The sequence below is a fragment of the Pedococcus sp. P2_E5 genome (genome assembly GCF_056403895.1).
Genome location: NZ_JBFUEP010000008.1, coordinates 1 through 25,397 on the forward strand (window position 1 = coordinate 1; position 25,397 = coordinate 25,397).

General features: G+C 69.4%; 21 protein-coding genes. 18 read left to right on the plus strand and 3 right to left on the minus strand.

What is annotated here, in order from left to right; all coding sequences use genetic code 11:
- Positions 1 to 26: 26 nt before the first annotated feature.
- Positions 27 to 1,235, minus strand: coding sequence for a PQQ-dependent sugar dehydrogenase (locus AC1DVZ_RS03900; protein WP_477616873.1), 1,209 nt, complete (start codon positions 1,233 to 1,235; stop codon positions 27 to 29).
- 131 nt (positions 1,236 to 1,366) lie between these two features.
- On the opposite strand from AC1DVZ_RS03900, the gene AC1DVZ_RS03905 reads away from it, so the two are divergent.
- The 3 genes from AC1DVZ_RS03905 (at position 1,367) to AC1DVZ_RS03915 (ending at position 3,806) form a co-directional block, all read left to right on the plus strand.
- Positions 1,367 to 2,365 (plus strand): 2-hydroxyacid dehydrogenase, encoded by a 999-nt coding sequence (locus AC1DVZ_RS03905; protein ID WP_477616874.1) that lies wholly within the window; start codon positions 1,367 to 1,369, stop codon positions 2,363 to 2,365.
- Between the two features lie 71 nt (positions 2,366 to 2,436).
- A complete protein-coding gene (locus AC1DVZ_RS03910) occupies positions 2,437 to 3,525 on the plus strand; it encodes a WD40/YVTN/BNR-like repeat-containing protein (RefSeq protein ID WP_477616875.1) in 1,089 nt (362 codons plus the stop codon).
- Positions 3,522 to 3,806 (plus strand): MoaD/ThiS family protein, encoded by a 285-nt coding sequence (locus AC1DVZ_RS03915; protein WP_477616876.1) that lies wholly within the window; start codon positions 3,522 to 3,524, stop codon positions 3,804 to 3,806. The genes AC1DVZ_RS03910 and AC1DVZ_RS03915 overlap by 4 nt, the downstream gene beginning before the upstream one ends.
- A gap of 70 nt (positions 3,807 to 3,876) precedes the next feature.
- Here AC1DVZ_RS03915 and AC1DVZ_RS03920 read toward each other — a convergent pair whose 3' ends face one another.
- A complete protein-coding gene (locus AC1DVZ_RS03920; protein WP_477616877.1) occupies positions 3,877 to 4,986 on the minus strand; it encodes a PLP-dependent cysteine synthase family protein in 1,110 nt (369 codons plus the stop codon).
- A gap of 216 nt (positions 4,987 to 5,202) precedes the next feature.
- On the opposite strand from AC1DVZ_RS03920, the gene AC1DVZ_RS03925 reads away from it, so the two are divergent.
- From AC1DVZ_RS03925 to serA, 6 genes are all read left to right on the plus strand, one after another.
- Complete coding sequence (locus tag AC1DVZ_RS03925) at positions 5,203 to 5,727, plus strand: SixA phosphatase family protein (protein ID WP_477616878.1); 525 nt, start codon at positions 5,203 to 5,205, stop codon at positions 5,725 to 5,727.
- Positions 5,728 to 5,819: 92 nt separating this feature from the next.
- Positions 5,820 to 7,547 carry a dihydroxy-acid dehydratase gene (gene ilvD / locus AC1DVZ_RS03930; protein WP_477616879.1) on the plus strand — a complete coding sequence of 576 codons (1,728 nt, stop codon included), beginning with the start codon at positions 5,820 to 5,822 and terminating at the stop codon, positions 7,545 to 7,547.
- A 247-nt stretch (positions 7,548 to 7,794) separates the two neighbouring features.
- Positions 7,795 to 9,675: an acetolactate synthase large subunit gene (locus AC1DVZ_RS03935; protein ID WP_477616880.1), complete on the plus strand. Its 1,881-nt coding sequence runs from the start codon at positions 7,795 to 7,797 to the stop codon at positions 9,673 to 9,675.
- A gap of 6 nt (positions 9,676 to 9,681) precedes the next feature.
- Complete coding sequence (ilvN, locus tag AC1DVZ_RS03940; RefSeq protein WP_140741388.1) at positions 9,682 to 10,194, plus strand: acetolactate synthase small subunit; 513 nt, start codon at positions 9,682 to 9,684, stop codon at positions 10,192 to 10,194.
- A gap of 132 nt (positions 10,195 to 10,326) precedes the next feature.
- The gene (gene ilvC, locus AC1DVZ_RS03945; protein WP_477616881.1) at positions 10,327 to 11,355 is read left to right on the plus strand and encodes a ketol-acid reductoisomerase; all 1,029 of its coding nucleotides are present in this window, start codon (positions 10,327 to 10,329) and stop codon (positions 11,353 to 11,355) included.
- A gap of 249 nt (positions 11,356 to 11,604) precedes the next feature.
- Positions 11,605 to 13,188, plus strand: a complete 1,584-nt coding sequence (gene serA / locus AC1DVZ_RS03950; RefSeq protein ID WP_477616882.1) for a phosphoglycerate dehydrogenase — start codon at positions 11,605 to 11,607, stop codon at positions 13,186 to 13,188.
- Positions 13,189 to 13,329: 141 nt separating this feature from the next.
- Here serA and AC1DVZ_RS03955 read toward each other — a convergent pair whose 3' ends face one another.
- Positions 13,330 to 13,866: a GNAT family N-acetyltransferase gene (locus tag AC1DVZ_RS03955; protein ID WP_477616883.1), complete on the minus strand. Its 537-nt coding sequence runs from the start codon at positions 13,864 to 13,866 to the stop codon at positions 13,330 to 13,332.
- Positions 13,867 to 14,195: 329 nt separating this feature from the next.
- Here AC1DVZ_RS03955 and AC1DVZ_RS03960 point away from each other — a divergent pair, with 329 nt between their 5' ends.
- The 9 genes from AC1DVZ_RS03960 (at position 14,196) to AC1DVZ_RS04000 (ending at position 25,393) form a co-directional block, all read left to right on the plus strand.
- Entirely contained in the window at positions 14,196 to 14,285 is a 90-nt protein-coding gene (locus AC1DVZ_RS03960; protein WP_477615543.1) for a 3-isopropylmalate dehydrogenase, read from the plus strand.
- Between the two features lie 125 nt (positions 14,286 to 14,410).
- Positions 14,411 to 15,478, plus strand: coding sequence for a 3-isopropylmalate dehydrogenase (locus AC1DVZ_RS03965; RefSeq protein ID WP_477616884.1), 1,068 nt, complete (start codon positions 14,411 to 14,413; stop codon positions 15,476 to 15,478).
- 102 nt (positions 15,479 to 15,580) lie between these two features.
- Positions 15,581 to 16,690, plus strand: coding sequence for a branched-chain amino acid aminotransferase (locus AC1DVZ_RS03970; protein ID WP_477616885.1), 1,110 nt, complete (start codon positions 15,581 to 15,583; stop codon positions 16,688 to 16,690).
- 157 nt (positions 16,691 to 16,847) lie between these two features.
- The gene (locus tag AC1DVZ_RS03975; protein ID WP_477616886.1) at positions 16,848 to 18,437 is read left to right on the plus strand and encodes an amino acid permease; all 1,590 of its coding nucleotides are present in this window, start codon (positions 16,848 to 16,850) and stop codon (positions 18,435 to 18,437) included.
- On the plus strand, positions 18,434 to 19,369 hold the full coding sequence (locus tag AC1DVZ_RS03980; protein WP_477616887.1) for a phosphotransferase: 936 nt from the start codon (positions 18,434 to 18,436) through the stop codon (positions 19,367 to 19,369). Before AC1DVZ_RS03975 ends, AC1DVZ_RS03980 begins: the two co-directional genes overlap by 4 nt.
- A complete protein-coding gene (locus AC1DVZ_RS03985; protein WP_477616888.1) occupies positions 19,366 to 21,834 on the plus strand; it encodes a GcvT family protein in 2,469 nt (822 codons plus the stop codon). Before AC1DVZ_RS03980 ends, AC1DVZ_RS03985 begins: the two co-directional genes overlap by 4 nt.
- A gap of 58 nt (positions 21,835 to 21,892) precedes the next feature.
- The gene (locus tag AC1DVZ_RS03990) at positions 21,893 to 22,615 is read left to right on the plus strand and encodes a FadR/GntR family transcriptional regulator (RefSeq protein WP_477616889.1); all 723 of its coding nucleotides are present in this window, start codon (positions 21,893 to 21,895) and stop codon (positions 22,613 to 22,615) included.
- 19 nt (positions 22,616 to 22,634) lie between these two features.
- A complete protein-coding gene (locus AC1DVZ_RS03995) occupies positions 22,635 to 24,002 on the plus strand; it encodes a glutamine synthetase family protein (RefSeq protein WP_477616890.1) in 1,368 nt (455 codons plus the stop codon).
- Positions 23,999 to 25,393 carry an aldehyde dehydrogenase family protein gene (locus tag AC1DVZ_RS04000; protein WP_477616891.1) on the plus strand — a complete coding sequence of 465 codons (1,395 nt, stop codon included), beginning with the start codon at positions 23,999 to 24,001 and terminating at the stop codon, positions 25,391 to 25,393. The genes AC1DVZ_RS03995 and AC1DVZ_RS04000 overlap by 4 nt, the downstream gene beginning before the upstream one ends.
- The last annotated feature ends 4 nt before the right edge of the window (positions 25,394 to 25,397 follow it).

Genomic DNA, 25,397 nt, shown 5'->3' on the forward strand with positions numbered 1-25,397 from the left:
CACGAGGGGTGGGGGGCGCGGGCGGGCTAGAGGCTCGCGAGGTTGAGCGCGACGAGGCGGTCGTCGCCGGCGCGGGGACTGCCCCGGAAGGTGTTGCTGGTCAGCACCCACAGCCGGCCGTCCGGACCTGCCACCGCGTCGCGCAGCCGGCCGTACCGATCGTTGAGCAGTCGCTTGGGCGTGCCGATGCCGTTGGCAGTCAACGGAACTCGCCACAGCGACTGACCTCGCAGAGCAGCCATCCACACGGCGCCGTCAGCCACGGCGATCCCACTCGGCGACGCGTCGGAGGTCGCCCACTGGGCGAGCGGGTCGGTGAACTTCGAGCGACCCGCCCTTCCCTCGACGACCGGCCACCCGTAGTTGCGTCCGGGCACGATGCGGTTGAGCTCGTCCCAGGTGTTCTGCCCGAACTCGCTCGCGTACATCCGCCCGTCGGGCGCCCACGCGATGCCCTGCACGTTGCGGTGCCCGTAGGTCCAGACCGGGGAGTTGCCGAACGGGTTGCCCGGCGCGGGTCTGCCGTCCCTCGTGATCCGCAGGATCTTGCCGCCGAGCGATCCCTTGTCCTGGGAACGCTCGGACCGGTTGGCATCCCCGGTGGTGACGTACAGGTAGCCGTCGGGACCGAAGGCAAGCCTTCCGCCGTTGTGGTTGCCGGCCTTGGGTATGCCGCGCAGCACGACGGTCGGCTTCGTCGCCCTCCCACCGGTGAAGGTCAGCCGGACGACGCGGTTGTCGTCTGCGGCGGTGAAGTAGACGAAGATGCTCCGGTCGCTCGCGAACCGTGGTGAGACCGCGACACCCAGCAGGCCTCCTTCGCCGTCCGGCCGCACTCCCGGGATCCGGCCGAGGACCGTGGGCGCGTGGCCGGGCCGGATGTGCATCAGCTGGGCCCTGTCGCGCAGTGTGACCAGTGCCGAGCCGTCGGGGAGGAACGCGATGGCCCACGGGACGTCGAGGTTTCTCGCGATGGTGGACGTCGCGGGGACAGCGGCCTTCGTCGGCGACGTCGTCGTTCGGGTCGTGGTCGGGGTGGTGCTCGTCGTGGTCGACGAACTGCTCGGCGTGGACGTGGCCGCGCTGGAGGTGGTGAGCACGGGGGCCGTGACGCTGGCACCGTCGCCCGATCCGTCGGTGCCCGAGCACCCGCCGACGAGCAGCAGGGCAGCCACCCCGGTGGTGGCTGCGGCCCCTGCGGAGGTGCGCCATCGACGAAGCGGTGCACGCGGCATACCCCATTGTGCGTGATCTGGACAGCTTCGCACCTGTCAGCCGCGGGGCACTCACCTGACGGCGGGGCGGGTCAGCACCTCACAGCGACCGGCAGCGACGGCCCCTCTCCCTGCGGGCTAGCGTGGGAGGCATGACGATGGTGACCCTGCCGGGGCAGGAATGGGTGGAAGCCGTGGGGCCGATCTCGGGGGTCGAGCTCGCCGTGTGGGACCTCGAGGGCGCTCCGGACCGGGCCGACGAGATCAGGGTCGTGGTGCCGCCCTACATCGGGGCAGGTGGTCGGCTGGGCGCCCTGTCGCACCTGCCGAACCTCGAGCTGGTGCAGCTGTTGACGGCCGGTTACGACGACGTGCAGGCCGTGCTGCCCGACGGGGTGCGGCTCGCGAACGCCACCGGAGTCCACGACGCGTCGACGGCGGAGCTGGCCGTGGCGCTCACCCTGGCGAGCCTGCGCGACTTCCCGGACTTCTTTGCGGCGCAACGGGACAGGAGCTGGCTCCCGTCGACCTTCCACCAGGCCCTGGCCGACAAACGGGTGCTGGTCCTGGGCTACGGCGCCATCGGGCGGGCGATCGCAGCCCGGCTCACGCCGTTCGAGGTGCAGCTGAGCGCCGTGGCGAGCCGCGCGCGGGCGGGGGACGAGTTCGTGCGGTCCGTCCACGGCGTCGACGAGCTGCCCTACCTGCTGCCACAGCACGACGTCGTCATCGTGATCGTGCCGCTGAGTGCGCACACGGCTGGTCTGGTCGACGACGCCTTCCTGGCCGCCCTGCCTGACGGAGCCTTGGTCGTCAACGTCGCGCGCGGTGGTGTGGTCGACACCGACGCACTGGTGCGCCACACGGCGGCCGGCCGGATCCGGGCGGCCCTGGACGTCACCGACCCCGAGCCGTTGCCGCCTGACCACCCGCTGTGGAGCACGCCGGGGGTGGTCATCACGCCGCACGTCGGAGGGCCTCGACGGCCTTCATGCCGCGGGCGGCGCGCCTGCTCCAGGAGCAGCTGGGGGCGTATGCCGCCGGGAGACCGTTGCGCAACCTGGTCTGAGCTTCGCTTGGGCCACCGATGCTTTCGGCTCTCCGGCGGTGACAGCGCCGCTCCAGCGATGACTCCACCTGGGCGGCGATGAGTTCTGCCGTGGATCCGGGTCGGTATCGACAACACGTGTCCAACGGCCAGAGGAGTGCCAGTATGGGAAACATGGGTGAGACCGTCGTCGGGATCGGCACGCGCAAGGGGTTGTGGCTGGCTCGCAGTGAGGACCGGCAGTCGTGGCGGGTCGAGGGTCCGCACTTCCTGATGAGCGAGGTCCTGTCGCTGCTGTTCGACACCCGCACCGACCCGACCCGGCTGCTCGTGGGGTTCCGCTCCTCGCACTGGGGTCCCTCGTTGCAGCACTCCGACGACCTCGGCGCCAGCTGGGTCGAGCACCCCGACGGGTCGATCCGGTTCCCCGACGACACCGACACGGCGCTCAAGGCGACCTGGCAGCTCGTGGCCGACCCGCACGACCCCGCGGTGGTCTGGGCGGGCACCGAGCCCCAGGGGCTGTGGCGCAGCGCGGACCGTGGTGAGACGTTCGAGCTCAACCGCGGGCTGTGGGAGCACCCGCACCGCCCCGAGTGGGGCGAGGGCTTCGGCGGCGGAGCCATCCACACGGTCCTGCCGAGCCCGGTCGACGCCGACCGCATGCTCGTCGCGATGAGCACGGGTGGCGTCTACAACACCCGCGACGGCGGGGTGTCGTGGAATCCAGGCAACACCGGCATCCACGCCTACTTCCAGCCGCACGACGAGTGGCCCGAGTTCGGCCAGTGCGTCCACAAGGTGGTGCGCGACAGCGGCACCCCGACCCGTCTCTACGCCCAGAACCACAAGGGCGTCTACCGCTCGGACGACGACGGGGTCACCTGGACGTCGATCGAGGAGGGGCTGCCGACGAACTTCGGGATGACCGCCCTGGCCCACCCGCGTCGCGGCGACACCATGTGGCTGGTGCCGATCGCCTCCGACGGTGAGCGCATCCCACCGGCGGCCGAGCTGCAGGTGCAGCGCACCGACGACGCCGGGGCGACGTGGCGCACCCAGCACGAGGGACTGCCCTCCCCGAGCTACACGAACGTCCTTCGCGATGCCGCTGGCCTGGACAACCACCCCGAGGAGCCGGGCCTGTACCTCGGCACGCGCAACGGCGAGGTCTACGGCTCGGTCGACGGCGGCGACTCGTTCACCCGCATCGTCGAACAGCTGCCCGACGTGCTCTGCGTGCGGGCGGTCACGCTCCCATGACAGCCCGGGTGGTGCTGCCGGGCCTGTTGCGCGAGCTGGCCGACGGTGCGGCCGAGCTGCCCGTCGAGCTGGGGGCGCAGGCCTCGCTCGCCGACGTGCTCGACCGGGCGTTCGAGCCGTGGCCGATCCTCGCCTCGCGCATCCGGGACGAGCGGGGCCAGATCCGCCGTCACGTCAACGTCTTCGTCGACGGCGAGGACGCCAAGCGCGCCGACGGGGTGCAGACCGTCGTCACCCCGAACTCGACGGTGCACGTCATCAACGCCGTCTCCGGCGGGTAGCCCCGAGTCTGAAGGATCCGCAGGGCCAGGGCCCCGCAGATCCTTCAGACTCGGGAGGGTGTGGTCTCGCTCAGGCGGTCCAGACGCCCCGGTCCCACGCCGCACGCAGCACGCCGAGGTGCGGCTCGAGGTCCCACCCGCGCTCGGTGAGCCAGGCGTCGTTGCGGTACGTCCCGGCATACCGCTCCGACCCGTCGCACAACAGCGAGACGATGCTGCCGCCCTCGCCACGCTCGGCCATCTCGCACGCGAGGCGCATCGCGCCGAACACGTTGGTGCCGGTGGAGGCGCCGCCGCGCAGCCCGGTGCGCTCGGTGAGGAAGCGCATCGCCGCGACGGATGCGGGGTCGGGTACGAGCATCATCCGGTCGACGACGCTCGGCACGAAGCTCGGCTCGACACGCGGCCGCCCGATGCCCTCGATGCGTGACCCGCACGCCGCCGTGACGCCGGCGTCGTCGCCGCAGAACGCCGGGAGGAAGGCCGAGTGCTCGGGGTCGACGACGCAGACCTGGCTGGCCAGCCCCCTGTAGCGGACGTAGCGCCCGATGGTCGCGCTGGTGCCGCCGGTGCCGGCGCCGACCACGACCCAGTGGGGGACCGGGTGCCGCTCGCGACCCATCTGCTCGAAGATCGACTCCGCGATGTTGTTGTTGCCGCGCCAGTCGGTCGCACGTTCTGCGTAGGTGAACTGGTCGAGGTAGTGGCCGCCACGCTCCTCGGCGAGCCGTCGCGCCACWTCGTAGACCTCGCCCKCGTCGTCCACGAAGTGGCACTGGCCGCCTTCGCGCTCGATGAGGGCGATCTTCTCCGGGCTCGTCGTCCGCACCATGACCGCGATGAACGGCAGCCCGAGCATCCGCGCGAAGTACGCCTCGCTCACCGCCGTCGACCCGCTCGAGGCCTCGATGACCGTGGTGCCGTCGTGCAGCTCGCCGTTGCACAGGGCGTAGAGGAACAGCGACCTCGCCAGGCGGTGCTTGAGGCTGCCGGTCGGGTGCGTCGACTCGTCCTTGAGGTAGAGGTCGATGTCGGGTAGCCCGGGGAGTGGCACGTGGACGAGGTGGGTGTCGGCGCTGCGATTGGCGTCGGCCTGGATGCGGCGGATCGCCTCGTCGAGCCATGGCCGGTCTGTCGGTGCGGTCGCCCTGACGTCGATCAGGGCGGGCGGCTGCTCCATCGGTCGTTCCTCACTGCGGGGAGAGGTATGCCGCGGCCGCGGGTTCACTGCCGTGGGTCCACCTCGTCGTGGTGGGACGAAGGGTAGCGGCCGGAGAGGGTGACCAGGGCGGCCCTGGTGGTGGCCTGTGTGGCCGATCCGGCCCGGTATGTCGCCGCGCCCGGAGCGCCGCTGTCAAGACTGGTTGTTGTCGCCCAACGGGTCCATGCTCGGGGTATGACCCTCGCCAGTGATGACAAGGTGCTCATCCTCTTCCGTCACGCCAAGGCTGAGCAGGTCATCGGCAAGCCCGACCACGAACGAGCGCTCACCGGACGCGGCAGGCGCGATGCCCGGGCGGCCGGCGTCTGGATGCACGAGCACGAGCTCGGCCCAGAGCTGGTGCTGTGCTCCTCCGCGATGCGCACCCGACAGACGTGGGCTGCGGCGGTCGAAGGAGGAGCCTGCGGCGAGACGATCGAGTTCGACGACAGCATCTACTCCGGCGGCGCGCAGACCGTGCTGCAGACGGTCCGGGAATCGGCGGGCGAGGCGCAGGTCGTGTTGGTGGTGGGGCACAACCCCACGATGGCGGCGCTCGCCAGTGGGCTGTCCGAGGGTGACGGGTCGTCGGCGGCGCACGAGTGCCTGGCGGCCGGGTTCCCCACGTCGTCGCTCGCGGTGCTGCGCTACGCCGGACCCTGGTCGGGGCTCGACTTCGGAACTGCCGCGCTCGAGCGGTGCCACGTCTCGCGCGGGTGACCGCACGGCATACCTCGGTGGCTTGGGGTGACTGGCTTTCGGTCTGTGAGACCGGCGTCCCACCCTGTGGACCCGAGTTCTAGACTCGGCCCATGACGACCACCGAACCCGCCGCGGGGGCAGCCACCAACGGCGTCGACATCAAGCCGCGCAGCCGCGACGTCACCGACGGCATCGAGAAGACTGCGGCGCGGGGCATGCTCCGCGCGGTGGGCATGGGCGACGACGACTGGGTCAAGCCGCAGATCGGGGTGGCCAGCTCGTGGAACGAGATCACGCCCTGCAACCTGTCGCTCGACCGGCTCGCCAAGGCTGTCAAGGACGGCGTGCACGCAGCCGGTGGCTACCCGCTCGAGTTCGGCACGATCTCGGTCAGCGACGGCATCTCGATGGGCCACGAGGGGATGCACTTCTCCCTCGTGAGCCGCGAGATCATCGCGGATTCCGTTGAGACGGTGATGAATGCGGAGCGCCTCGACGGTTCGGTCCTCCTTGCGGGTTGCGACAAGTCGCTGCCCGGCATGCTCATGGCAGCGGCACGCCTCGACCTGTCGAGCGTGTTCCTGTATGCCGGGTCGATCCTCCCGGGGATCGCCAAGATGTCCGACGGTTCCGAGAGGACCGTGAYGATCATCGACGCGTTCGAGGCGGTGGGCGCCTGTGCTGCGGGGCTGATGTCGCGGGCCGACGTCGACGCGATCGAGCGGGCGATCTGTCCGGGTGAGGGTGCCTGCGGTGGCATGTACACCGCGAACACGATGGCCTCGGTCGCCGAGGCCATCGGGATGTCGCTGCCCGGCTCGGCCGCGCCGCCCGCCACCGACCGCCGCCGCGACGGCTTCGCCCGCAAGTCGGGGGAGGCGGTCGTCGGTCTGCTGCGGCGGGGGATCACGGCCCGGGACATCATGACCAAGGAGGCGTTCGAGAACGCCATCGCCGTCGTGATGGCGTTCGGCGGCTCCACCAACGCTGTGCTCCACCTGCTGGCGATCGCCAACGAGGCCGAGGTCGACCTGACGCTCGACGACTTCTCGCGCATCGGGGCCAGGGTGCCGCACCTGGCCGACGTCAAGCCGTTCGGTCAGTACGTCATGACCGACATCGACCGCGTCGGGGGAGTACCCGTCGTCATGCGCGCCCTGCTCGACGCCGGCCTCCTGCACGGCGACTGCCTCACGGTCACCGGCAGGACGATGGCCGAGAACCTCGCCGACATCGCGCCGCCGGACATCGACGGCAAGGTCGTCCGGGCCATGACCGAGCCGATCCACCGGACTGGTGGGATCACGATCCTCAAGGGGTCGCTCGCCCCCGAGGGTGCCGTGGTGAAGTCGGCCGGCTTCGACTCCGACGTCTTCGAGGGCACCGCGAGGGTGTTCGACGGTGAGCGCGCAGCGATGGATGCCGTCGCGCAGGGCTCGCTCAAGGCGGGCGACGTCGTCGTGATCCGCTACGAGGGGCCCAAGGGCGGTCCGGGCATGCGCGAGATGCTGGCCGTGACCGGTGCCATCAAGGGTGCCGGGCTGGGCAAGGACGTGCTGCTGCTCACCGACGGGCGCTTCTCCGGCGGGACCACCGGCCTGTGCGTCGGCCACGTCGCGCCGGAGGCCGTTGACGGCGGTCCCATCGCGTTCGTCCGCGACGGTGACCGCATCACGCTCGACGTCGCCAACGGCGTGCTCGACGTGCATGTCGACGAGGCCGAGCTGGCTCGTCGCGCGGAGGGCTTCGTGCCACCGGAGTCCAAGTACCCCCGCGGTGTCCTGGCCAAGTACCGCAAGCTCGTGGGCAGTGCCAGTGGCGGAGCCGTCTGCGGCTGACCTCGGGGCGGGCGGGTTCTGTGACTGAGACGACAGGTCCGGATCGTGGGACCGGTTGTCTCGTACGTTGACACCACCAGTGGACGGCGGGAGAGTTCTCGTGTGGCACGAATTCTCGTACTTCATTAGCGCGCAGGCTCCTTGAGCCAGCGCGCTGCCCTCCGTCGTCCTCACCCGAGGATTGGAGGGCTTTTTCATGTCAGATGCAGCATGAGCAGACCCAGCGAGAACCGAAAGCGGTAGCGACGTGAGCGACACGAAACCGGCCCCGAGTCCGGCATCCAGCCCGCCCAGCCCGTCCAGGCTGGCCGAGCAGGCGAGGGCGAAGGTGCCCGCCCAGGTGACCGGCGCGCAGAGCCTGGTGCTCTCCCTCGAGGCCATGGAGGTCGACACGGTCTTCGGCATTCCCGGCGGGGCGATCCTGCCGGCCTACGACCCGCTCCTCGACTCGGTCAAGGTCCGCCACATTCTGGTCCGCCACGAGCAGGGTGCCGGCCACGCGGCCGAGGGCTATGCCAGCGCGACCGGCAAGGTCGGGGTCTGCATGGCGACGTCCGGTCCGGGTGCGACCAACCTCGTGACCGCGATCGCCGACGCCTACATGGACTCGGTGCCGATCGTGGCCATCACCGGCCAGGTCGCCTCGGCGGCCATTGGCACGGATGCCTTCCAGGAGGCCGACATCCGCGGCATCACGATGCCCATCACCAAGCACAACTACCTCGTCACGGACGCCTCGCAGATCCCTCGGGTCATCGCGGAGGCCTTCCACATCGCGTCGACGGGGCGGCCCGGCCCGGTGCTCGTCGACATCTCCAAGGACGCCCTGCAGGCGAAGACGACCTTCTCGTGGCCGCCCAAGTACGACCTTCCCGGCTACCGCCCCGTCGCCCGGCCGCACAACAAGCAGATCCGCGAGGCCGCCCGGCTCATCGCCTCGGCCAAGCGACCGGTCTTCTACGTCGGTGGCGGGGTCATCCGGGGCAACGCCTCCGACGCCCTGCGTGAGTTCGTCGAGCTGACCCAGATCCCTGTCGTGACCACCCTGATGGCGCGCGGTGCCGTTCCCGACAGCCACCCGCTCCACCTCGGCATGCCCGGCATGCACGGCTCGGTCGCCGCGGTCACGGCCCTGCAGAAGTCCGACCTCCTCATCACCCTCGGCGCCCGCTTCGACGACCGGGTGACCGGCCAGCTGTCGACGTTCGCACCGGAGGCCAAGGTCATCCACGCCGACATCGACCCCGCCGAGATCTCCAAGAACCGCAACGCCGACGTGCCGATCGTCGGCGACGTGCTCGAGGTCATCGGCGAGCTCATCAAGGCGGTCGCTGCCGACCGCGCAGCCGGGACGGTCGGCGACTACGACGCCTGGCGAGAGCAGACGGCCGGCTGGAAGGCCACCTTCCCGCTCGGCTACACCACGCCCGAGGGCGAGGAGAGCGTGTCGCCGCAGTACGTCATCGAGCGGATCGGCGCCATCAGCGGACCCGAGTCGGTCTACGTCGCCGGCGTCGGCCAGCACCAGATGTGGGCGGCCCAGTTCGTCCAGTACGAACGCCCGAACGCCTGGCTCAACTCGGGCGGCCTCGGAACGATGGGGTATGCCGTGCCGGCCGCCATGGGCGCGAAGGTAGCCCAGCCGGACCGTGTGGTCTGGGCCATCGACGGGGACGGCTGCTTCCAGATGACCAACCAGGAGCTCGCGACCTGCGTCATCAACAACATCCCGATCAAGGTCGCGATCATCAACAACAGCAGCCTGGGCATGGTCCGCCAGTGGCAGTCGTTGTTCTACAACAAGCGCTACTCCAACACCGACCTGCACACCTCCGTGGGCAGCCGCATCCCGGACTTCGTCAAGCTGGCTGACGCGTACGGCTGCGTCGGTCTCCGGTGCGAACGCCCGGAGGACGTCGACGCCACCATCAAGAAGGCCATGGAGGTCAACGACGTCCCGGTCATCATCGACTTCGTCGTGCACCGCGACGCCATGGTCTGGCCGATGGTGCCGGCGGGTGTCAGCAACGATGCCATCCAGGTCGCGAAGGACACCGCACCGCAGTGGGACCGTGAAGAGGACGAGGCCACCGAGCAGCCCGAGGACGCGGACAAGGACGGAAAGTAGATGGCGATGAGCAAGCACACCCTGTCGGTCCTCGTCGAGAACAAGCCCGGCGTCCTGGCCCGCATCGCGGCCCTGTTCTCGCGGCGCGGCTTCAACATCGACTCGCTCGCCGTGGGTCCCACCGAGCACCCGGAGATCTCGCGGATGACCGTGGTCGTCGACGTCGACGCCCTGCCGCTGGAGCAGGTCACCAAGCAGCTCAACAAGCTCATCGAGGTCCTCAAGGTCGTCGAGCTCGAGCCCACGGCCTCGGTCCAGCGCGAGATCCTGCTGGTCAAGGTGCGCACCGACGTGCACAGCCGCAGCCACGTGCTCGAGACGGTTCAGCTGTTCCGTGCCAAAGTGGTCGATGTCGCCAGCGACACCCTGACCATCGAGGTCACCGGCAACCGCGACAAGCTCGCCGCGTTCCTCGAGGTCATCGAGCCGTTCGGCGTCAAGGAGCTCGTCCAGTCCGGCATGGTCGCGATCGGCCGCGGTACTCGGTCGATCACCGACCGGGCCCTGCGGACGGCGTAGCGCGCAGGGGACCGACGGCGGCCGCGCCGCCACGGTCGCGGCGACCACGCGGCATACCTGAAGGTCTTTTGCAGCCCAACAGATTTCACTGATCACCCGAAGCAAGCCAGACAACACTAAGGAGTGGCCACCGTGGCCGAGATGTTCTACGACGACGACGCTGACCTGAGCGTGATCCAGGGCAAGAAGGTGGCCGTCATCGGCTACGGCAGCCAGGGCCACGCCCACGCGCTGAACCTTCGCGACTCCGGGGTGGACGTCCGCGTCGGCCTCGCCGAGGGCAGCAAGAGCCGCGCCAAGGCCGAGGCCGAGGGGCTCACGGTGCGGTCCGTGGCGGACGCGGTGAAGGAGGCCGACCTCGTCGTCATCCTCACGCCCGACCAGGTGCAGCGCACGGTCTACGCCAACGACATCGCGCCCAACCTCAAGGAGGGCGCGGGTCTGCTCTTCGGGCACGGCTTCAACATCCGCTTCGACTACATCAAGCCCGAAGCCGGCTCCGACGTGATCATGGTGGCCCCCAAGGGTCCCGGTCACCTGGTGCGCCGTGAGTACGTCGACGGCCGCGGCGTCCCCGTGCTGCTCGCCGTCGAGCAGGACGCCTCCGGCGGCGCCTGGGCGCTGGCCCAGTCCTACGCCAAGGCCATCGGTGGCCTGCGCGCCGGCGGCATCAGGACGACCTTCACCGAGGAGTGCGAGACCGACCTGTTCGGTGAGCAGGCCGTCCTCTGCGGTGGCGCGTCCCAGCTCGTGCAGTACGGCTTCGAGACGCTCGTCGAGGCCGGCTACCAGCCGGAGGTCGCCTACTTCGAGTGCCTGCACGAGCTCAAGCTGATCGTCGACCTGATGGTCGAGGGCGGCATCGCCAAGCAGCGCTGGTCGGTGTCCGACACGGCCGAGTACGGCGACTACGTCTCCGGACCCCGGGTCATCGACCCCCGCGTCAAGGAGAACATGCAGGCGGTGCTCGCCGACATCAAGAACGGTGCGTTCGCCAAGCGGTTCATCGACGACCAGGACGCGGGCGGCCCGGAGTTCAAGGCCCTGCGTGAGAAGGGCGCCCAGCACCCGATCGAGGGGACCGGCAAGGAGCTCCGCAAGCTCATGAGCTGGATCAAGGAGACGGACTCCGACTACGTCGAGGGCTCAGCCGCCCGCTGACGTTCTCACCACGAGGTATGCCGGCCGGTCCCGTTCGCGGGGCCGGCCGGCACCGTTGTCCCCAGGTTGTCCCCAACGGTGGACAAACCTTCAACAATGCCCGGGGCGACGTGTGATCGGCGTTCCACATGTCGAGCCGTGGCATCCACATGCTGAGCGCGGTCGTATGCTGACCGCGGGCACAGCGCGGTGCCGGACCCATCAGTGACCCATCAGTGATCCCCCACTGACCCACCAAAGGACTGACACGTGAGCAAGCCGATCGTGCTGATCGCCGAGGAACTCTCGCCCGCCACCCTCGACGCCCTCGGGCCCGACTTCGAGGTGCGCCACGTCGACGGAGCATCCCGTGAGGCCCTCCTCCCGGCTCTCGCCGACGCCGACGCGGTACTCATCCGCTCCGCCACGAAGATGGATGCAGAGGCCATCGCCGCCGCCAAGAACCTCAAGGTGATCGCGCGAGCAGGCGTCGGCCTCGACAACGTCGACGTGCCGGCCGCCACGCGGGCCGGTGTCATGGTCGTGAACGCCCCGACCTCCAACATCACCTCGGCGGCGGAGCTCGCCGTCGGTCTCCTGTTGTCCACGGCCCGCAACATCGCCCCGGCCAACCAGGCCCTCAAGCAGGGGGCCTGGAAGCGCAGCAAGTACGGCGGTGTCGAGCTGCTCGACAAGAAGGTCGGCGTCGTCGGGTTCGGTCGCATCGGCCAGCTCGTCGCCGAGCGCCTCAAGGGCTTCGGTATGGAGATCCTCGCCTACGACCCCTACGTCTCGGCCCAGCGCGCCGGCCAGCTCGGTGCGCAGCTGGTCACCCTCGACGAGCTGCTCGAGCAGAGCGACTTCATCACCGTGCACCTGCCCAAGAACGCGGAGACCGTTGGCCTGATCGGCAAGGAGGCCCTGACCAAGGTCAAGCCCACCGTGCGCATCATCAACGCCGCCCGCGGCGGCATCGTCGACGAGGACGCCCTGGCCGAGGCGCTGCGCGAAGGACGGGTGGCCGGGGCCGGCATCGACGTGTTCGCCACCGAGCCCACGACCGAGAGCCCGCTGTTCGAGCACGAGTCCGTCGTCGTGACGCCGCACCTCGGTGCGTCGACCGACGAGGCCCAGGAGAAGGCCGGAGTCTCCGTCGCGAAGTCCGTGCGGCTCGCTCTCGGCGGTGACCTCGTTCCCGACGCCGTCAACGTGTCCGGTGGCGTCGTCCCCGAGGAGGTGCGGCCCGGCATCGCCCTCGTCGAGAAGCTGGGGCGCATCTTCACCTCCCTCGCGGGCTCGGTGCCGGTGCAGCTGGATGTCGACGTCCGGGGGGAGATCACCCAGCACGACGTGTCGATCTGGAAGCTCGCCGCGCTCAAGGGCCTGTTCGCCGACGTGACCGAGGACCCGGTGACCTACGTCAACGCGCCCCTGCTCGCCGAGCAGCGCGGGTGCGAGGTGCGCCTGCTCACGGACCCGACGATGCAGGACTTCCGGAACGTCACGATCCTGCGAGGGACGCTTGCCGACGGTGCGACGATCAGTGTCTCCGGCACCCTCACCGGACCGCGCCTGATCGAGAAGATCGTGGGGGTCAACGGCTTCGACCTCGAGGTGCCGCTCACCGAGCACCTCGCCTTCTTCACCTACGTCGACCGTCCAGGTGTCATCGGCACCGTGGGCAGGCTGCTCGGCGACGCCGACGTCAACATCGCCGGGATGCAGGTGGCCCGCAACGAGAAGGGCGGCCAGGCCCTGGTCGCGCTCACGGTCGACAGCACCATCCCTGCGGACGTGCTCGCCGCGATCGTCACCGAGATCGGTGCCGACGTGAGCGTCGTCGACCTCAGCTGAAACCCCGACCCCCTCTCGACCGAGGACACGACGCGCCGGGGCACATCCGGAGAGTGGCCGCTGCCAGCGGCGAGTCGTGTCCCCGGTGGGGGAGGGGGCCAGCGGTGGGGTACGCCGCGGCAGCCGTCGGGTTGCGCCGGTTCAGCCCGGGGGCGGCCCGTCGTGGAGCACGAGGTTGAACATGATGTTGTCGCGCCACAATCCGTCGAGGTAGAGAAACGCCGGGATCCTGCCGCACTCCTCGAACCCGCACCGCCGCAGCACCTGCTGAGAGGCGAGGTTCGAGACGTTCGTGCCGGCCCCGAGTCGGTGCAGATCCAGCTCCCGGGCTTGCTGGATCAGGAACTCGAGCGAGGCCACGGCCAGGCCGCGTCGCAGGTGGTCCTGGTCGATCCAGTACCCCACGTCGGCGCCGTACATGGCCCCTCGGACGATGTTCTGGAGGGTCGCTGTCCCGACGACGTCGTCACCGTGCCACAACAGCCAGGCGTCGAACAGGCCGAGCTCGACCTGTCGCAGTCGGTCGCGGATCGCCTCGCGCTGGCCCTCCTCGGTGAAGAACGCCTCGGGTCGCACGGGCGCGGGTCGCAGATGTTCCCGGTTTCGGGCGTACGACGCGGCGAGGGCGGCGGAATCGCCGAGCGAAAGGGGGCGTAGGGCGTAGCCGTCGGGGAGCACGTCGTCACCCTAGGCACTCACGCTTCCGGCGACGCCGCGGGTCGTGCGGCGTCGGGGTCCAGCACTGTGGCGCCGGTCACGTCCAGACATGTCTCACTGAGTGGGAAACGGGTGTCATTTAGTTGGACGTCCACGTAACCTCGAAGACATGGCGCGGCAGGTCGTAATTCTTATCCGCCGCGGCGAGTTCCGGTAGTCAGCCCACTCGCCGCGGAGATCCCGCGTGCGTGGCTGGCAGTGGCGCCCCGTTAACCGGCGAGCGCCCGGTGAGACACCGAGAACCCACACAAACCCGAACCCTGTTGGGACACAGGGGCATCCGCAAAGGAATGAGTGACATGAGCGAAGAGGCCGAGAAGGCACGTCAGGCACTGCAGGAGTCGATGGACCTGCGCGAGCAGGGTCATTCCGACGACTGACGTCGTCGGCGACACCCTCCGCACCGTCGTGGTGCGAGGACGAACGGCTTCGGGCACCTGCTCGAAGCCGTTCGTCATGTGAGACGCCGGTATCAGATCGCAAGACCGTCTTTAGGCTGGAGAGCATGGCTTCCGACAGCAGTGGCAACGACACCGTCAACCTCGCCGTCATCGGCGGGGACGGGATCGGTCCAGAGGTCGTGGCCGAGGGACTCAAGGTCCTCGAGACGGTCACCGCCGGCACCGGCACCAAGTTCCACACGACCGAGTACGACCTCGGTGCGCGCCGGTGGCACGCCACCGGCGAGACCCTGCCCGACTCCGTGCTCGAGGAGCTCCGCGGCCACGACGCGATCCTCCTCGGAGCGATCGGCGACCCCACCGTCCCCAGCGGAGTGCTCGAGCGCGGTGTGCTCCTTCCGCTGCGCTTCGCCCTGGAGCAGTACGTCAACCTGCGTCCCGCCAAGCTCTACCCGGGGGTGCTGAGCCCGCTGGCCGTGGAACGCGTGGCTCCCGACGGAATCGACTTCGTGGTGGTCCGCGAGGGCACGGAGGGTCCCTACGTCGGCAACGGTGGTTCGTTGCGCACCGGCACCCCCAACGAGATCGCCACCGAGGTCAGCGTGAACACCCGGTTCGGCGTCGAGCGGGTCGTCCGTGACGCCTTCGCCCGCGCGCAGGCCCGGCCGCGCAGGCACCTGACCCTCGTCCACAAGCACAACGTGCTCACCCACGCCGGTCACCTGTGGCGCCGCACCGTCGACGAGGTGGGTGCCGAGTTCCCCGAGGTCACGACGGCCTACCAGCACGTCGACGCGGCCACGATCTTCCTGGCGACCGACCCGGGGCGGTTCGACGTGATCGTCACCGACAACCTGTTCGGCGACATCATCACCGACATCGCCGCCGCGATCGTCGGCGGCATCGGCCTCGCCGCCAGCGCCAACATCAACCCCGAGCGCACGGCGCCGAGCATGTTCGAGCCCGTTCACGGCTCCGCACCCGACATCGCTGGTCAGGCCAAGGCAGACCCGACCGCCACCATCCTCTCGGTCGGCATGTTGCTCGAGCACCTGGGGCGGACCGACGAGGCCGCCCGTGTCGAACGGGCGGTCGCTGCGGACCTGGCCACGCGGGGCAGCGGCGTACGCAGCACACCCCAGGTCGGCGACGCCATCGCGTCGCTCCTCTAGTCACTGGCTGCCTCCGACGTCTCCTGCCCGGCTGGTGAGCCGGGCAGGTAATCTCGGCAGGAGCAGCCCCGCCCCGGAGTGGGCGACACCCAGGAGGACTCCATGAGCCAGACCACCGCCCCGCTGACCTTCGAGGTCACCCGCCGCACCGACCCACGGCCGGACGCGGAGCGCGAGGCCGTACTGGCCAACCCGGGGTTCGGCACCACGTTCACCGACCACATGGTCACGGCGATGTGGCGCAAGGGCGAGGGATGGAGCGAGGGCAAGGTCACGGCATACGGACCCATCACCCTCATGCCGTCGGCGGCGGTGCTGCACTACGCCCAGGAGATCTTCGAGGGCATGAAGGCCTACCGGCACGCGGACGGGTCGATCTGGACCTTCCGCCMGGAGGCGAATGCCCAGCGGATGCAGCGCAGCGCCCGCCGGATGACGCTGCCGGAGCTGCCCGAGGAGGACTTCCTCGGCTCACTGCGTGCGCTGGTCGAGGTCGACCGGGCCTGGGTGCCCTCTGGCGCCAGTGGCGAGTCGAGCCTGTACCTGCGGCCCTTCATGTACGCCTCGGAGGCCTTCCTCGGGGTGCGACCAGCGTCCGAGGTGACCTACTCCGTCATCGCGTCTCCGGCCGGCGCCTACTTCAGCGGCGGCATCAAGCCGGTCACCCTGTGGCTCTCGACCGACTACGCGCGCGCCGGCGAGGGTGGCACGGGCGCGGCGAAGTGCGGCGGCAACTACGCCTCGAGCCTCGCGGGGCAGCTCGAGGGCATCGAGAACGGCTGCGACCAGGCGGTCTTCCTCGACGCGTCGACGCACACCTACGTCGAGGAGCTCGGCGGCATGAACCTGTTCTTCGTGACCAAGGACAACAAGCTCATCACGCCCGAGCTCACCGGCTCGATCCTCGAGGGCGTCACGCGTTCCTCGGTGCTCGCGCTCGCCAAGGAGATGGGGCTCGAGCCCGAGGAGCGACGGATCCCGATCCAGGAGTGGAAGGACGGCGCGGCCAGCGGCGACATCGTCGAGATCTTTGCCTGCGGCACCGCGGCCGTCATCACGCCGGTGGGCGAGCTGCGCTGGGCGGGTGGGTCCTGCGACCACCGGAACGGCGTCGACTACGGCGAGGTGACCCGGACCATCCGCGAGCGGCTCCTCGACATCCAGTACGGCCGCACCGCGGACACCCACGGCTGGTTGACGCGCCTGRTCTGACCCGGTCTGGTCCCGGTCTGGTCCTGGTCTGATCCCCGTCCCACCGTGGTCTCACGCGGCGGGGTGACTAGTCAATGGTTTGTGATTGGACCATTGACAGGGTGAGTCTCGTGGGTGAAATATCGGCTCCACTTCGCACCGAAGACTAGGAGCCCGTATGGCCAGCGTCAGTGAACTGTCCGACGACGAACGCCGATTGGCGGAACTCGGCTACAAGCAGGAGCTCAACCGGTCGTGGTCGGGCTTCTCCAACTTTGCGATCTCGTTCTCCATCATCTCGATCCTTGCGGGCTGCTTCACGACCTTCGGACAGGGCTTCAACAACGGTGGCCCGATTGCCATCTCGTGGGGCTGGCCGATCGTGTCGCTCTTCATCCTCATCATCGGGTTCACCATGTCCGAGCTCGTGTCGGCCTACCCGACCTCCGGCGGCATCTACTGGTGGGCCAGCAAGATGGGCGGCGCCAAGGCCGGCTTCTTCACGGGCTGGCTCAACCTGATCGGCCTCGTGGCCGTCACGGCCTCGGTGGCCTATGGATGTGCGACGTTCATCGACCTGACCCTGAGCACGTTCTCCGAGGACTACGCGGGCAGCTACTCGTTGACGAGGGTGTTCTGGACCTTCCTCGGCGTCCTGGTGCTCGCCTCGGTGCTCAACATCTTCAGTGGGCACCTCATGGCCCTGATGAACAACGTCTCGGTCTGGTGGCACGTCGTCGGTGCGGCGATCGTCATCCTGATCCTCGTCCTCGTGCCGGACCACCACCAGAGCTTCTCCTACGTGTTCACCGAGCGGTTCAACAACTCCGGCTACAGCGGAGGCTCGAACAGCTCGTTGAAGTACTGGTTCCTCGTGGTGCCGTTCGGGTTGCTGCTCACGCAGTACACGATCACCGGGTTCGACGCCTCGGCTCACCTGTCGGAGGAGACTTCTGCCGCCTCCCAGGCAGCCGCCAAGGGGATCTGGCAGTCCATCTTCTACTCGGCCATCGGTGGCTGGATCCTGTTGCTGTGCTTCCTGTTCGCCGTGCCCGACAAGGACGGTGCGCCGGACAACGCAGGTGTCGGCGGTGGAGGGGTGGCCTACATCTTCACGAACGCCATGAGCTCCTCCTGGGCGACGGCGATCCTCTTCATCTCGGCGATCGGGCAGTTCTTCTGCWCGACSTCCTGCATGACCAGTGCCTCGCGCATGACGTTCGCGTTCAGTCGCGATGGCGCGATCCCCGGCTCGCGSCTGTGGTCCTCSCTSTCCRSSARCAAGGTSCCGGCSAACGCCGTCATGCTGGTCGCCGTCGTGGCCGCGCTGATCACCCTGCCGGCCCTCAAGGAGGTCAACATCGGGACGGCCGAGGAGCCGCTCATCCTGCCGGTCGCCTTCTACGCCGTCGTCTCGGTCGCCGTGATCGGGCTCTACCTGGCCTTCCTCATCCCGATCTGGCTGAGATGGCGGATGGGTGACTCCTTCCAGGCAGGCAGCTGGAACAACGGTGCGAAGTACAAGTGGATGAACCTCGTTGCGGTCATTGAGATCGCCATCATCTCGGTGTACTTCATCCTGCCGTTCGTCCCCGCCGGTGTGCCGTTCACGGACGACTTCAACTGGAAGTTCGTCAACTACGCACCGATCCTGACGATCGGCTCCCTGCTCGTGCTCGCCGTGTGGTGGCAGGTCTCGGCCCGCAAATGGTTCAAGGGTCCGAAGCACACCATCGACCAGGCGGTCGTCGAGGCCTTCGGCGAGTGAGCCACGGGGTCACCCTCGACCAGGCGCTCGCCCAGCTCCCGGCCCTCGCGGGCGACCGGGAAGTCACTGAGCTGCCCGGTGGGCTGACCAACCACAACTACCGGGTCCGGACGGCGACGCAGGACGTCGTCGTCCGGATCTCGCCACCCACGACGGACCTGCTCGCCGTCAACCGCGAGCACGAGTGGCTCAACAGCCGTGCCGCGGCGCTCGCCGGAGTCGGCGCTCCCGTCGTTGACTACCTCCCGGGACAGGGCGTCCTCGTCGTCGGCTTCCTCCCCGGCAGGACGTATGCCGCGGGCGACGTCGCCGCCAACCTGGGGCGCATCGCCGAAGCCGTCCGTCTGCTCCACGCGGGCCCGCCCTTCGCGTCCGACTTCGACATCTTCGACATCCAGCGTCGCTACTGGGGCATCGTCACCCATCGGGGTCTGCGGGTTCCTGAGGGGTATGCCGCGTTGGGCGACGTGGCTGCCCGCGTCGAGGCCGCGCTGCGCAGGTTTCCGGAAGTCCGCGTCCCCTGCCACAACGACCTGCTGGCGGCCAACTTCCTCGACGACGGTGGCAGCATCCGGATCGTCGACTACGAGTACTCCGGAACCAACGAGGCGTCCTTCGAGCTGGGGAACCTCGTCAACGAGTCGCAGCTGGGTCACGAGCACCTGGTCGAGCTCGTCGAGGCCTACTACGGGCGGGTGGACGACCGGCTGCTGGCCCGAGCCGAGCTGTGGGGCCTGGCGGGCCGCTACACCTGGACCCTCTGGGGCGCCATCCAGCACGGCGTGTCCGACGTGGACCACGACTTCTGGGACTTCGCCCTCGAGCGCCGCGACCTCGCCGCGGCGCTCTTCACGAGCCCGCGGCTGGACGAGCTCATCGAGGCTGCCACCAGTCCCGCGACCGGGCACCCGGCGTCTGGTGGCCCCGCATGAGCGAGCAGCTGCCGCAACGGGCCCGGGTCGTCATCATCGGTGGCGGGGTGATCGGCTGCAGTGTCGCGTACCACCTGGCCCACCTCGGCTGGACCGACGTGCTGCTGCTCGAACAGGGTTCCCTCTCCGGTGGCACGACCTGGCACGCCGCGGGTCTGGTGGGTCAGCTGCGGGCGACAGAGGCCAGCACTCGCCTCGTGCAGTACTCCACGGACCTGTACTCGCGCCTCGAGGCCGAGACCGGCCTCGGGACCGGCTACCGGGTCTGCGGTGGCCTCACCCTGGCCCGCACCCAGGAGCGGATGGTGGCGCTGCGGCGCACGGCCGCCAGCGCCGCGGCATACGACCTCGACTGCGAGCTGCTCACCGCGGAGGAGGCGAACGAACGCTACCCACTCATCCGGGCCGACGACCTCGTCGGCGCGATCTGGCTCCCTGGTGACGGGCGGGCCAACCCGACCGACCTCACCCAGGCCCTGGCGAAGGGCGCTCGGATGCGTGGGGTGCGGATCGCTGAGCGGGTACGTGTCACCGATGTGCTGACGAAGGGGAATCGGGCCAGTGGGGTGCGGACCGACCAGGGGGATGTCGAGGCTGAGTTCGTCGTCAACTGCGCGGGTCAGTGGGCCAAGGCCGTGGGGGAGCTGGTCGGGGTCACCGTGCCGCTGCACTCGGCCGAGCACTTCTACGTCGTGACCGAGCAGATCGACGGCGTGCATCGCGACCTGCCCATCCTGCGTGACCCCGATGGCTACACCTACGTCAAGGAGGAGGTGGGGGGCCTGCTCGTCGGCGGGTTCGAGCCGGTCGCCAAGCCATGGGTTCCTCCGGACCAGATCCCCTACCCCTTCGAGTTCGCGTTGCTGGACGAGGACTGGGAGCACTTCGAGGTCCTCATGGACAGTGCGGTGCACCGGCTCCCGGTGCTCGCGGAGGCAGGGATCCGCAAGTTCTACAACGGGCCCGAGAGCTTCACGCCCGACAACCAGTTCATCATCGGCGAGGCGCCCGAGCTCGCCGGCTTCTTCGTCGCGGCCGGCTTCAACTCCGTGGGGATCGCGTCGGCCGGTGGTGCAGGTCGCGCGCTCGCGGAGTGGATCATCGAGGGCGAGCCGACCACCGACCTGATCAGCGCGGACATCCGCAGGTTCTCCCCGTTGGCGGGCAACAACGACTGGCTGCGCCGCCGCGTGGGTGAGGTGCTGGGACTGCACTACGCGGTGCCCTGGCCCAACCGCGAGCTCGAGACCGGGCGGCCTCTGCGGCGTTCACCCGTCCACGACCTGGTCGTCGCCCAGGGCGCCTGCCTGGGGAGTCGGAACAACTGGGAGCGACCGAATGTCTTTGCCCCCCAAGGTGTCGCGCCCGTCATCGACTACTCCTGGGAGCGTCCTGCGTGGGTCGACTGGTCGGTCGCCGAGCAGCTGGCGACGCGGGAGGCGGTCGCCGTCTTCGACCAGACCTCCTTCTCCAAGTACCTCGTGGTCGGGGCCGGCGCCGAGCGTGCCCTCCAGTGGGTCTGCACCGCGGATGTCGGTGGGCCCGTTGGCCGCGCGGTCTACACGGGGATGCTCAACTCCCGTGGCACCTACGAGTCCGACGTGACGGTGACCAGGACCGCCGCGGACGAGTTCTTCGTGGTCAGCAGCGCCGCGACGACGGTCCGTGACATCGACTGGATGCGCCGTCACTTCCCGCCCGACGCGCCGGCGCACGTCGTCGACCTGACGGGCGCGTATGCCGTCCTCGGAGTCATGGGGCCACGGTCCCGCGAGCTCCTGGAGCGGCTCTCGCCCGATGCGTTCGACGACGCGTCGTTCCCCTTCGCCACCAGCAGGGAGGTCAGGATCGGGCAGGCCACCGTGCGGGCGACGCGGATCACGTACGTCGGTGAGCTGGGCTGGGAGCTCTACGTTCCCACCGATCTCGCTGCGGGGGTCTACGAGGACCTGTTCGAGGCGGGCCGCGAGCTCGGTGTCGTCCCTGCCGGCTACTCCACGATCGAGTCGATGCGCCTGGAGAAGGGCTATCGCGCCTTTGCCCGCGAGCTGACCACCGAGACCGGGCCCGTGGTCGCGGGGCTCACGTTTGCCTGCAAGCTCGGGACCGACATCGACTTCCTGGGTCGTGCCGCCGTCGAGCAGTCTCGGCTGGCGCCCCCTGCTCGCCGGATCGTCTCGTTCGTGGTCGGCGACCCCGCGGCCTACCCGTGGGGCGGCGAGCTGGTGCTGCGTGACGGCGAGCCGGTCGGGCAGGTCACCAGTGCGGCGTGGGGCGCGAGCCTCGGGAGCGGGGTCGGACTGGCCCTCGTGGGCGACCGGACCACGGGCAGCACCACCGCCGACTGGCTGCGCAGCGGCAGCTACGAGATCGACCTCGCGGGGACGCGCTACCCGGTGACGGTGGGGCTTCGTCCGCCGTTCGACCCGGACGGGCGCAAGCTCGAGCGCGAGACGGCGAGGTGAGGAAATGGTTCTTTCGCAGACCATTGACGTGGCTCCTAGGGAGGTATTGGATCTGAGCGTGAGTCCCGCCCCGCAGACGTCCCTGCCGAACGTCGTGCTGCGGCCTGCGTCGGGGAATGCGTTCKAGTCGACCGTCGAGCAGCTCGCGACAGCCATCCGGCTGGGGGTCTTCACCGATGGCGACCAGCTCCCGCCCGAACGCGAGCTGGCCGAGCGACTCGGCGTCAGCCGCAACACCCTCCGCGAGGCGATCGCGGCGCTGCGCGAGTCCGGCCTCGTCACGACGCGTCGCGGCCGTGGTGGCGGCACGGTCATCACCTACGTCGGACTCGAGCCGGGGACGGGAGCGACGCCGGTGCGCACCGGTGCCGCGCTGGCCGACGCGATCGACTTCCGACGGGTCGTCGAGCCGGGCGCGGCTGCCCTGGCCGCCACCAAGGCGCTCGCCGCCGACCAGCGGGCCTGGCTGATCGAGAGCGCCAGGGCGGCCCGTGAGGCTCCCGACAACGCCGCCCACCGTCTGGCCGACAGCCGCTTCCACCTGGCCATCGCGACGCTCTCCGGCTCGCCGATGCTCATCGAGGCCGTCACCCGCGCCCAGTCGGCGCTGCACGAGCTGCTCACCGCGATCCCGGTGCTGCCGCTCAACATCGCGCACTCCAACGACCAGCACGAGGCCATCGTCGCGGCAGTCCTCGGCGGGGACGCCGACACGGCCCGGGCCACCATGGAAGAGCACTGCGACGCGACTGCAGCCCTGCTGCGCGGGTTGCTGGGCTGAGGCAGGACAGGGAGACGCCATGACCACACCACCCCAGCTCACCGTCGAGGAGCTCAAGGCGGACATCGCCGCGGGCACCATCGACACGATCATCGTGGCCTTCACGGACATGCAAGGACGGTTGCAGGGCAAGCGGATCCACAGCCAGTTCTTCCTCGACTCGGTCCTCGGGCACGGCACAGAGGGGTGCAACTACCTGCTCGCGGTGGACGTCGACATGAACACCGTCGACGGCTACGCGATCAGCTCCTGGGAGCGCGGATACGGCGACATGATGTTCGACCTCGACCTGTCGACGCTGCGGCGCACACCTGGCCAGCCGTACTCGGCCACGGTCCAGTGCGACCTGTCGTGGCTCGACGGCAGCGGGCCGGTGCGCCCGTCACCTCGCTCGGTCCTCAAGGCCCAGGTCGAGGCGGCCGCCGAGCTCGGCTTCGTGGCGCTCACCGGCACCGAGCTCGAGTTCATCGTCTTCGAGGAGAGCTTCGAGCAGGGCTGGGACCGGCGCTACCAGGGCATGACCGGCGCCAACCGCTACAACGTGGACTACTCGATCCTCGGCGGCACCAAGGTGGAGCCGCTGCTGCGCGAGATCCGCAACGAGATGTACGCCGCGGGCGTCACCGTGGAGAGCGCGAAGGGCGAGTGCAACCCCGGGCAGCACGAGATCGCCTTCCTCTACGACGAGGTGCTGCGGACCTGCGACAACCACGTCGTCTACAAGACCGCCGCCAAGGAGATCGCCGCCAAGCACGGGCAGTCGCTGACCTTCATGGCGAAGTTCGACGAGCGTGAGGGCAACTCCTGCCACATCCACCTGTCGCTGCGCGGAGTCGGTGGCGAGACGGTCTTCGCCGACGAGGGCCGCGAAGGCGGACGATCACTGGTGTTCGAGCACTTCGTCGCAGGCATCCAGGCCACGATGCGCGACTTCACCCTGCTCTACGCACCGAACATCAACTCCTACAAGCGCTTCCAGCCCGGCTCGTTTGCGCCCACGGCCATCGCCTGGGGCACGGACAACCGGACCTGCGCCCTGCGTGTCGTCGGGCACGGTGCCGGTCTGCGGGTCGAGAACCGGGTCCCCGGCGGCGACGTGAACCCCTACCTCGCCGTGGCGGGGATGCTCGCTGCCGGGCTGCACGGCATACGTGAGGAGCTGCCGCTCGAGCCGGCGTTCGGCGGCAACGCCTATGCCTCCGACAAGGACCGGGTGCCGTCCCTGCTCAGCCAGGCGCGTGAGCTGTTCCTCGACTCGCCCGTGGCCCGTGCCGCGCTGGGGGACGACGTGGTCGAGCACTACGCGCACGCCGCCGAGATCGAGCTCGCCGCCTTCAATGCGGCAGTCACCGACTGGGAACGGGTCCGGGGGTTCGAGCGGCTGTGAGCACGACCATCCACGAGGTGCTCAACCCCGCCACCGAGGCGGTGGTGACCGAGGTCAGCCTGGCTTCGATCGAGGACGCCGACGCCGCGATCGCCGCCGCAGAGGCGGCGGGACCGGCCTGGCGCGCCGTGGCTCCGGCCGACCGGGGCCGGCTCCTGCGCAGGTTCGCCGAGGTCGTCGACGACCACCTCGAGGAGCTGGCCCGACTGGAGGTGGCGAACGCCGGCCACACCATCGGCAACGCCCGCTGGGAGGCAGGCAACGTCCGCGACGTCCTGGCCTACTACTCGGCCGCACCCGAACGCCACTTCGGCCGGCAGATCCCGGTGGCCGGTGGCCTCGACGTGACCTTCAAGGAACCCTTGGGGACGGTCGGCATCATCGTGCCGTGGAACTTCCCGATGCCCATCGCAGGGTGGGGATTCGCACCAGCCCTCGCGGCAGGGAACACCGTGGTGCTCAAGCCCGCCGAGCTGACCCCGCTGACCGCGCTGCGGCTCGGTGAGCTGGCCCTCGAGGCGGGGCTGCCCGAGGGCGTGTTCACGGTCGTCGCGGGCAAGGGGTCGGTCGTGGGGGAGCGGTTCGTCACCCACCCCGCCGTGCGCAAGATCTGCTTCACGGGGTCGACCGCGGTGGGACAGCGGATCATGAGGGGCGCCGCCGACCAGGTCAAGCGGATCACCCTCGAGCTCGGTGGCAAGAGCGCCAACATCGTCTTCGCCGACAGCGACCTCGAGAAGGCCGCGGCCACCGCCCCCTACGGCGTCTTCGACAATGCGGGCCAGGACTGCTGCGCGCGGAGCCGGATCCTGGTGCAGCGCAGCGTGTTCGACAGGTTCATGGAGCTGTTCGAGCCGGCCGTCGCAGGGGTCGTGGTGGCAGAGCCCGGCGACGAGGGCACCGAGATGGGTCCGCTCATCAGTGCGGGTCAGCGCGAGACCGTCCGGTCGTACGTCGAGGAGTCGCCCGAGCCGGTCGACGTCGCCTTCCGGGGTGGGGCRCCCGAGGGCGCCGGCTACTGGTACCCGCCCACGGTCGTGCTGCCCCGGGCCACGACCGACCGTGTCTGGCAGGAGGAGGTCTTCGGGCCCGTCGTCGCGGTGATGCCGTTCGACGACGAGGCCGACGCGATCGCGAAGGCCAACGACACGGCATACGGGCTGTCGGGCTCGATCTGGACGCGCGACGTGGGTCGGGCGCTGCGGGTGGCGCGCGCGGTCGAGGCCGGCAACCTGTCGGTCAACTCGCACAGCAGCGTGCGCTACTCCACGCCCTTCGGGGGCTTCAAGCAGTCCGGCCTCGGCCGGGAGCTCGGACCGGACGCCCTGGACTCGTTCAGCGAGGTCAAGAACGTGTTCATTTCAGACCACAGCATCTCCACGGACAGCTGAGAGG

Excerpts from the sequence above, each read along its gene's own strand:
- AC1DVZ_RS03900 (WP_477616873.1), bottom strand. The coding sequence starts at position 1,235 with ATGCCGCGTGCACCGCTTCGTCGATGGCGCACCTCCGCAGGGGCCGCA.
- AC1DVZ_RS03905 (WP_477616874.1), top strand. The coding sequence starts at position 1,367 with ATGACGATGGTGACCCTGCCGGGGCAGGAATGGGTGGAAGCCGTGGGG.
- AC1DVZ_RS03910 (WP_477616875.1), top strand. The coding sequence starts at position 2,437 with ATGGGTGAGACCGTCGTCGGGATCGGCACGCGCAAGGGGTTGTGGCTG.
- AC1DVZ_RS03915 (WP_477616876.1), top strand. The coding sequence starts at position 3,522 with ATGACAGCCCGGGTGGTGCTGCCGGGCCTGTTGCGCGAGCTGGCCGAC.
- AC1DVZ_RS03925 (WP_477616878.1), top strand. The coding sequence starts at position 5,203 with ATGACCCTCGCCAGTGATGACAAGGTGCTCATCCTCTTCCGTCACGCC.
- ilvN (WP_140741388.1), top strand. The coding sequence starts at position 9,682 with ATGAGCAAGCACACCCTGTCGGTCCTCGTCGAGAACAAGCCCGGCGTC.
- AC1DVZ_RS03960 (WP_477615543.1), top strand. The coding sequence starts at position 14,196 with ATGAGTGACATGAGCGAAGAGGCCGAGAAGGCACGTCAGGCACTGCAG.
- AC1DVZ_RS03965 (WP_477616884.1), top strand. The coding sequence starts at position 14,411 with ATGGCTTCCGACAGCAGTGGCAACGACACCGTCAACCTCGCCGTCATC.
- AC1DVZ_RS03985 (WP_477616888.1), top strand. The coding sequence starts at position 19,366 with ATGAGCGAGCAGCTGCCGCAACGGGCCCGGGTCGTCATCATCGGTGGC.
- AC1DVZ_RS03995 (WP_477616890.1), top strand. The coding sequence starts at position 22,635 with ATGACCACACCACCCCAGCTCACCGTCGAGGAGCTCAAGGCGGACATC.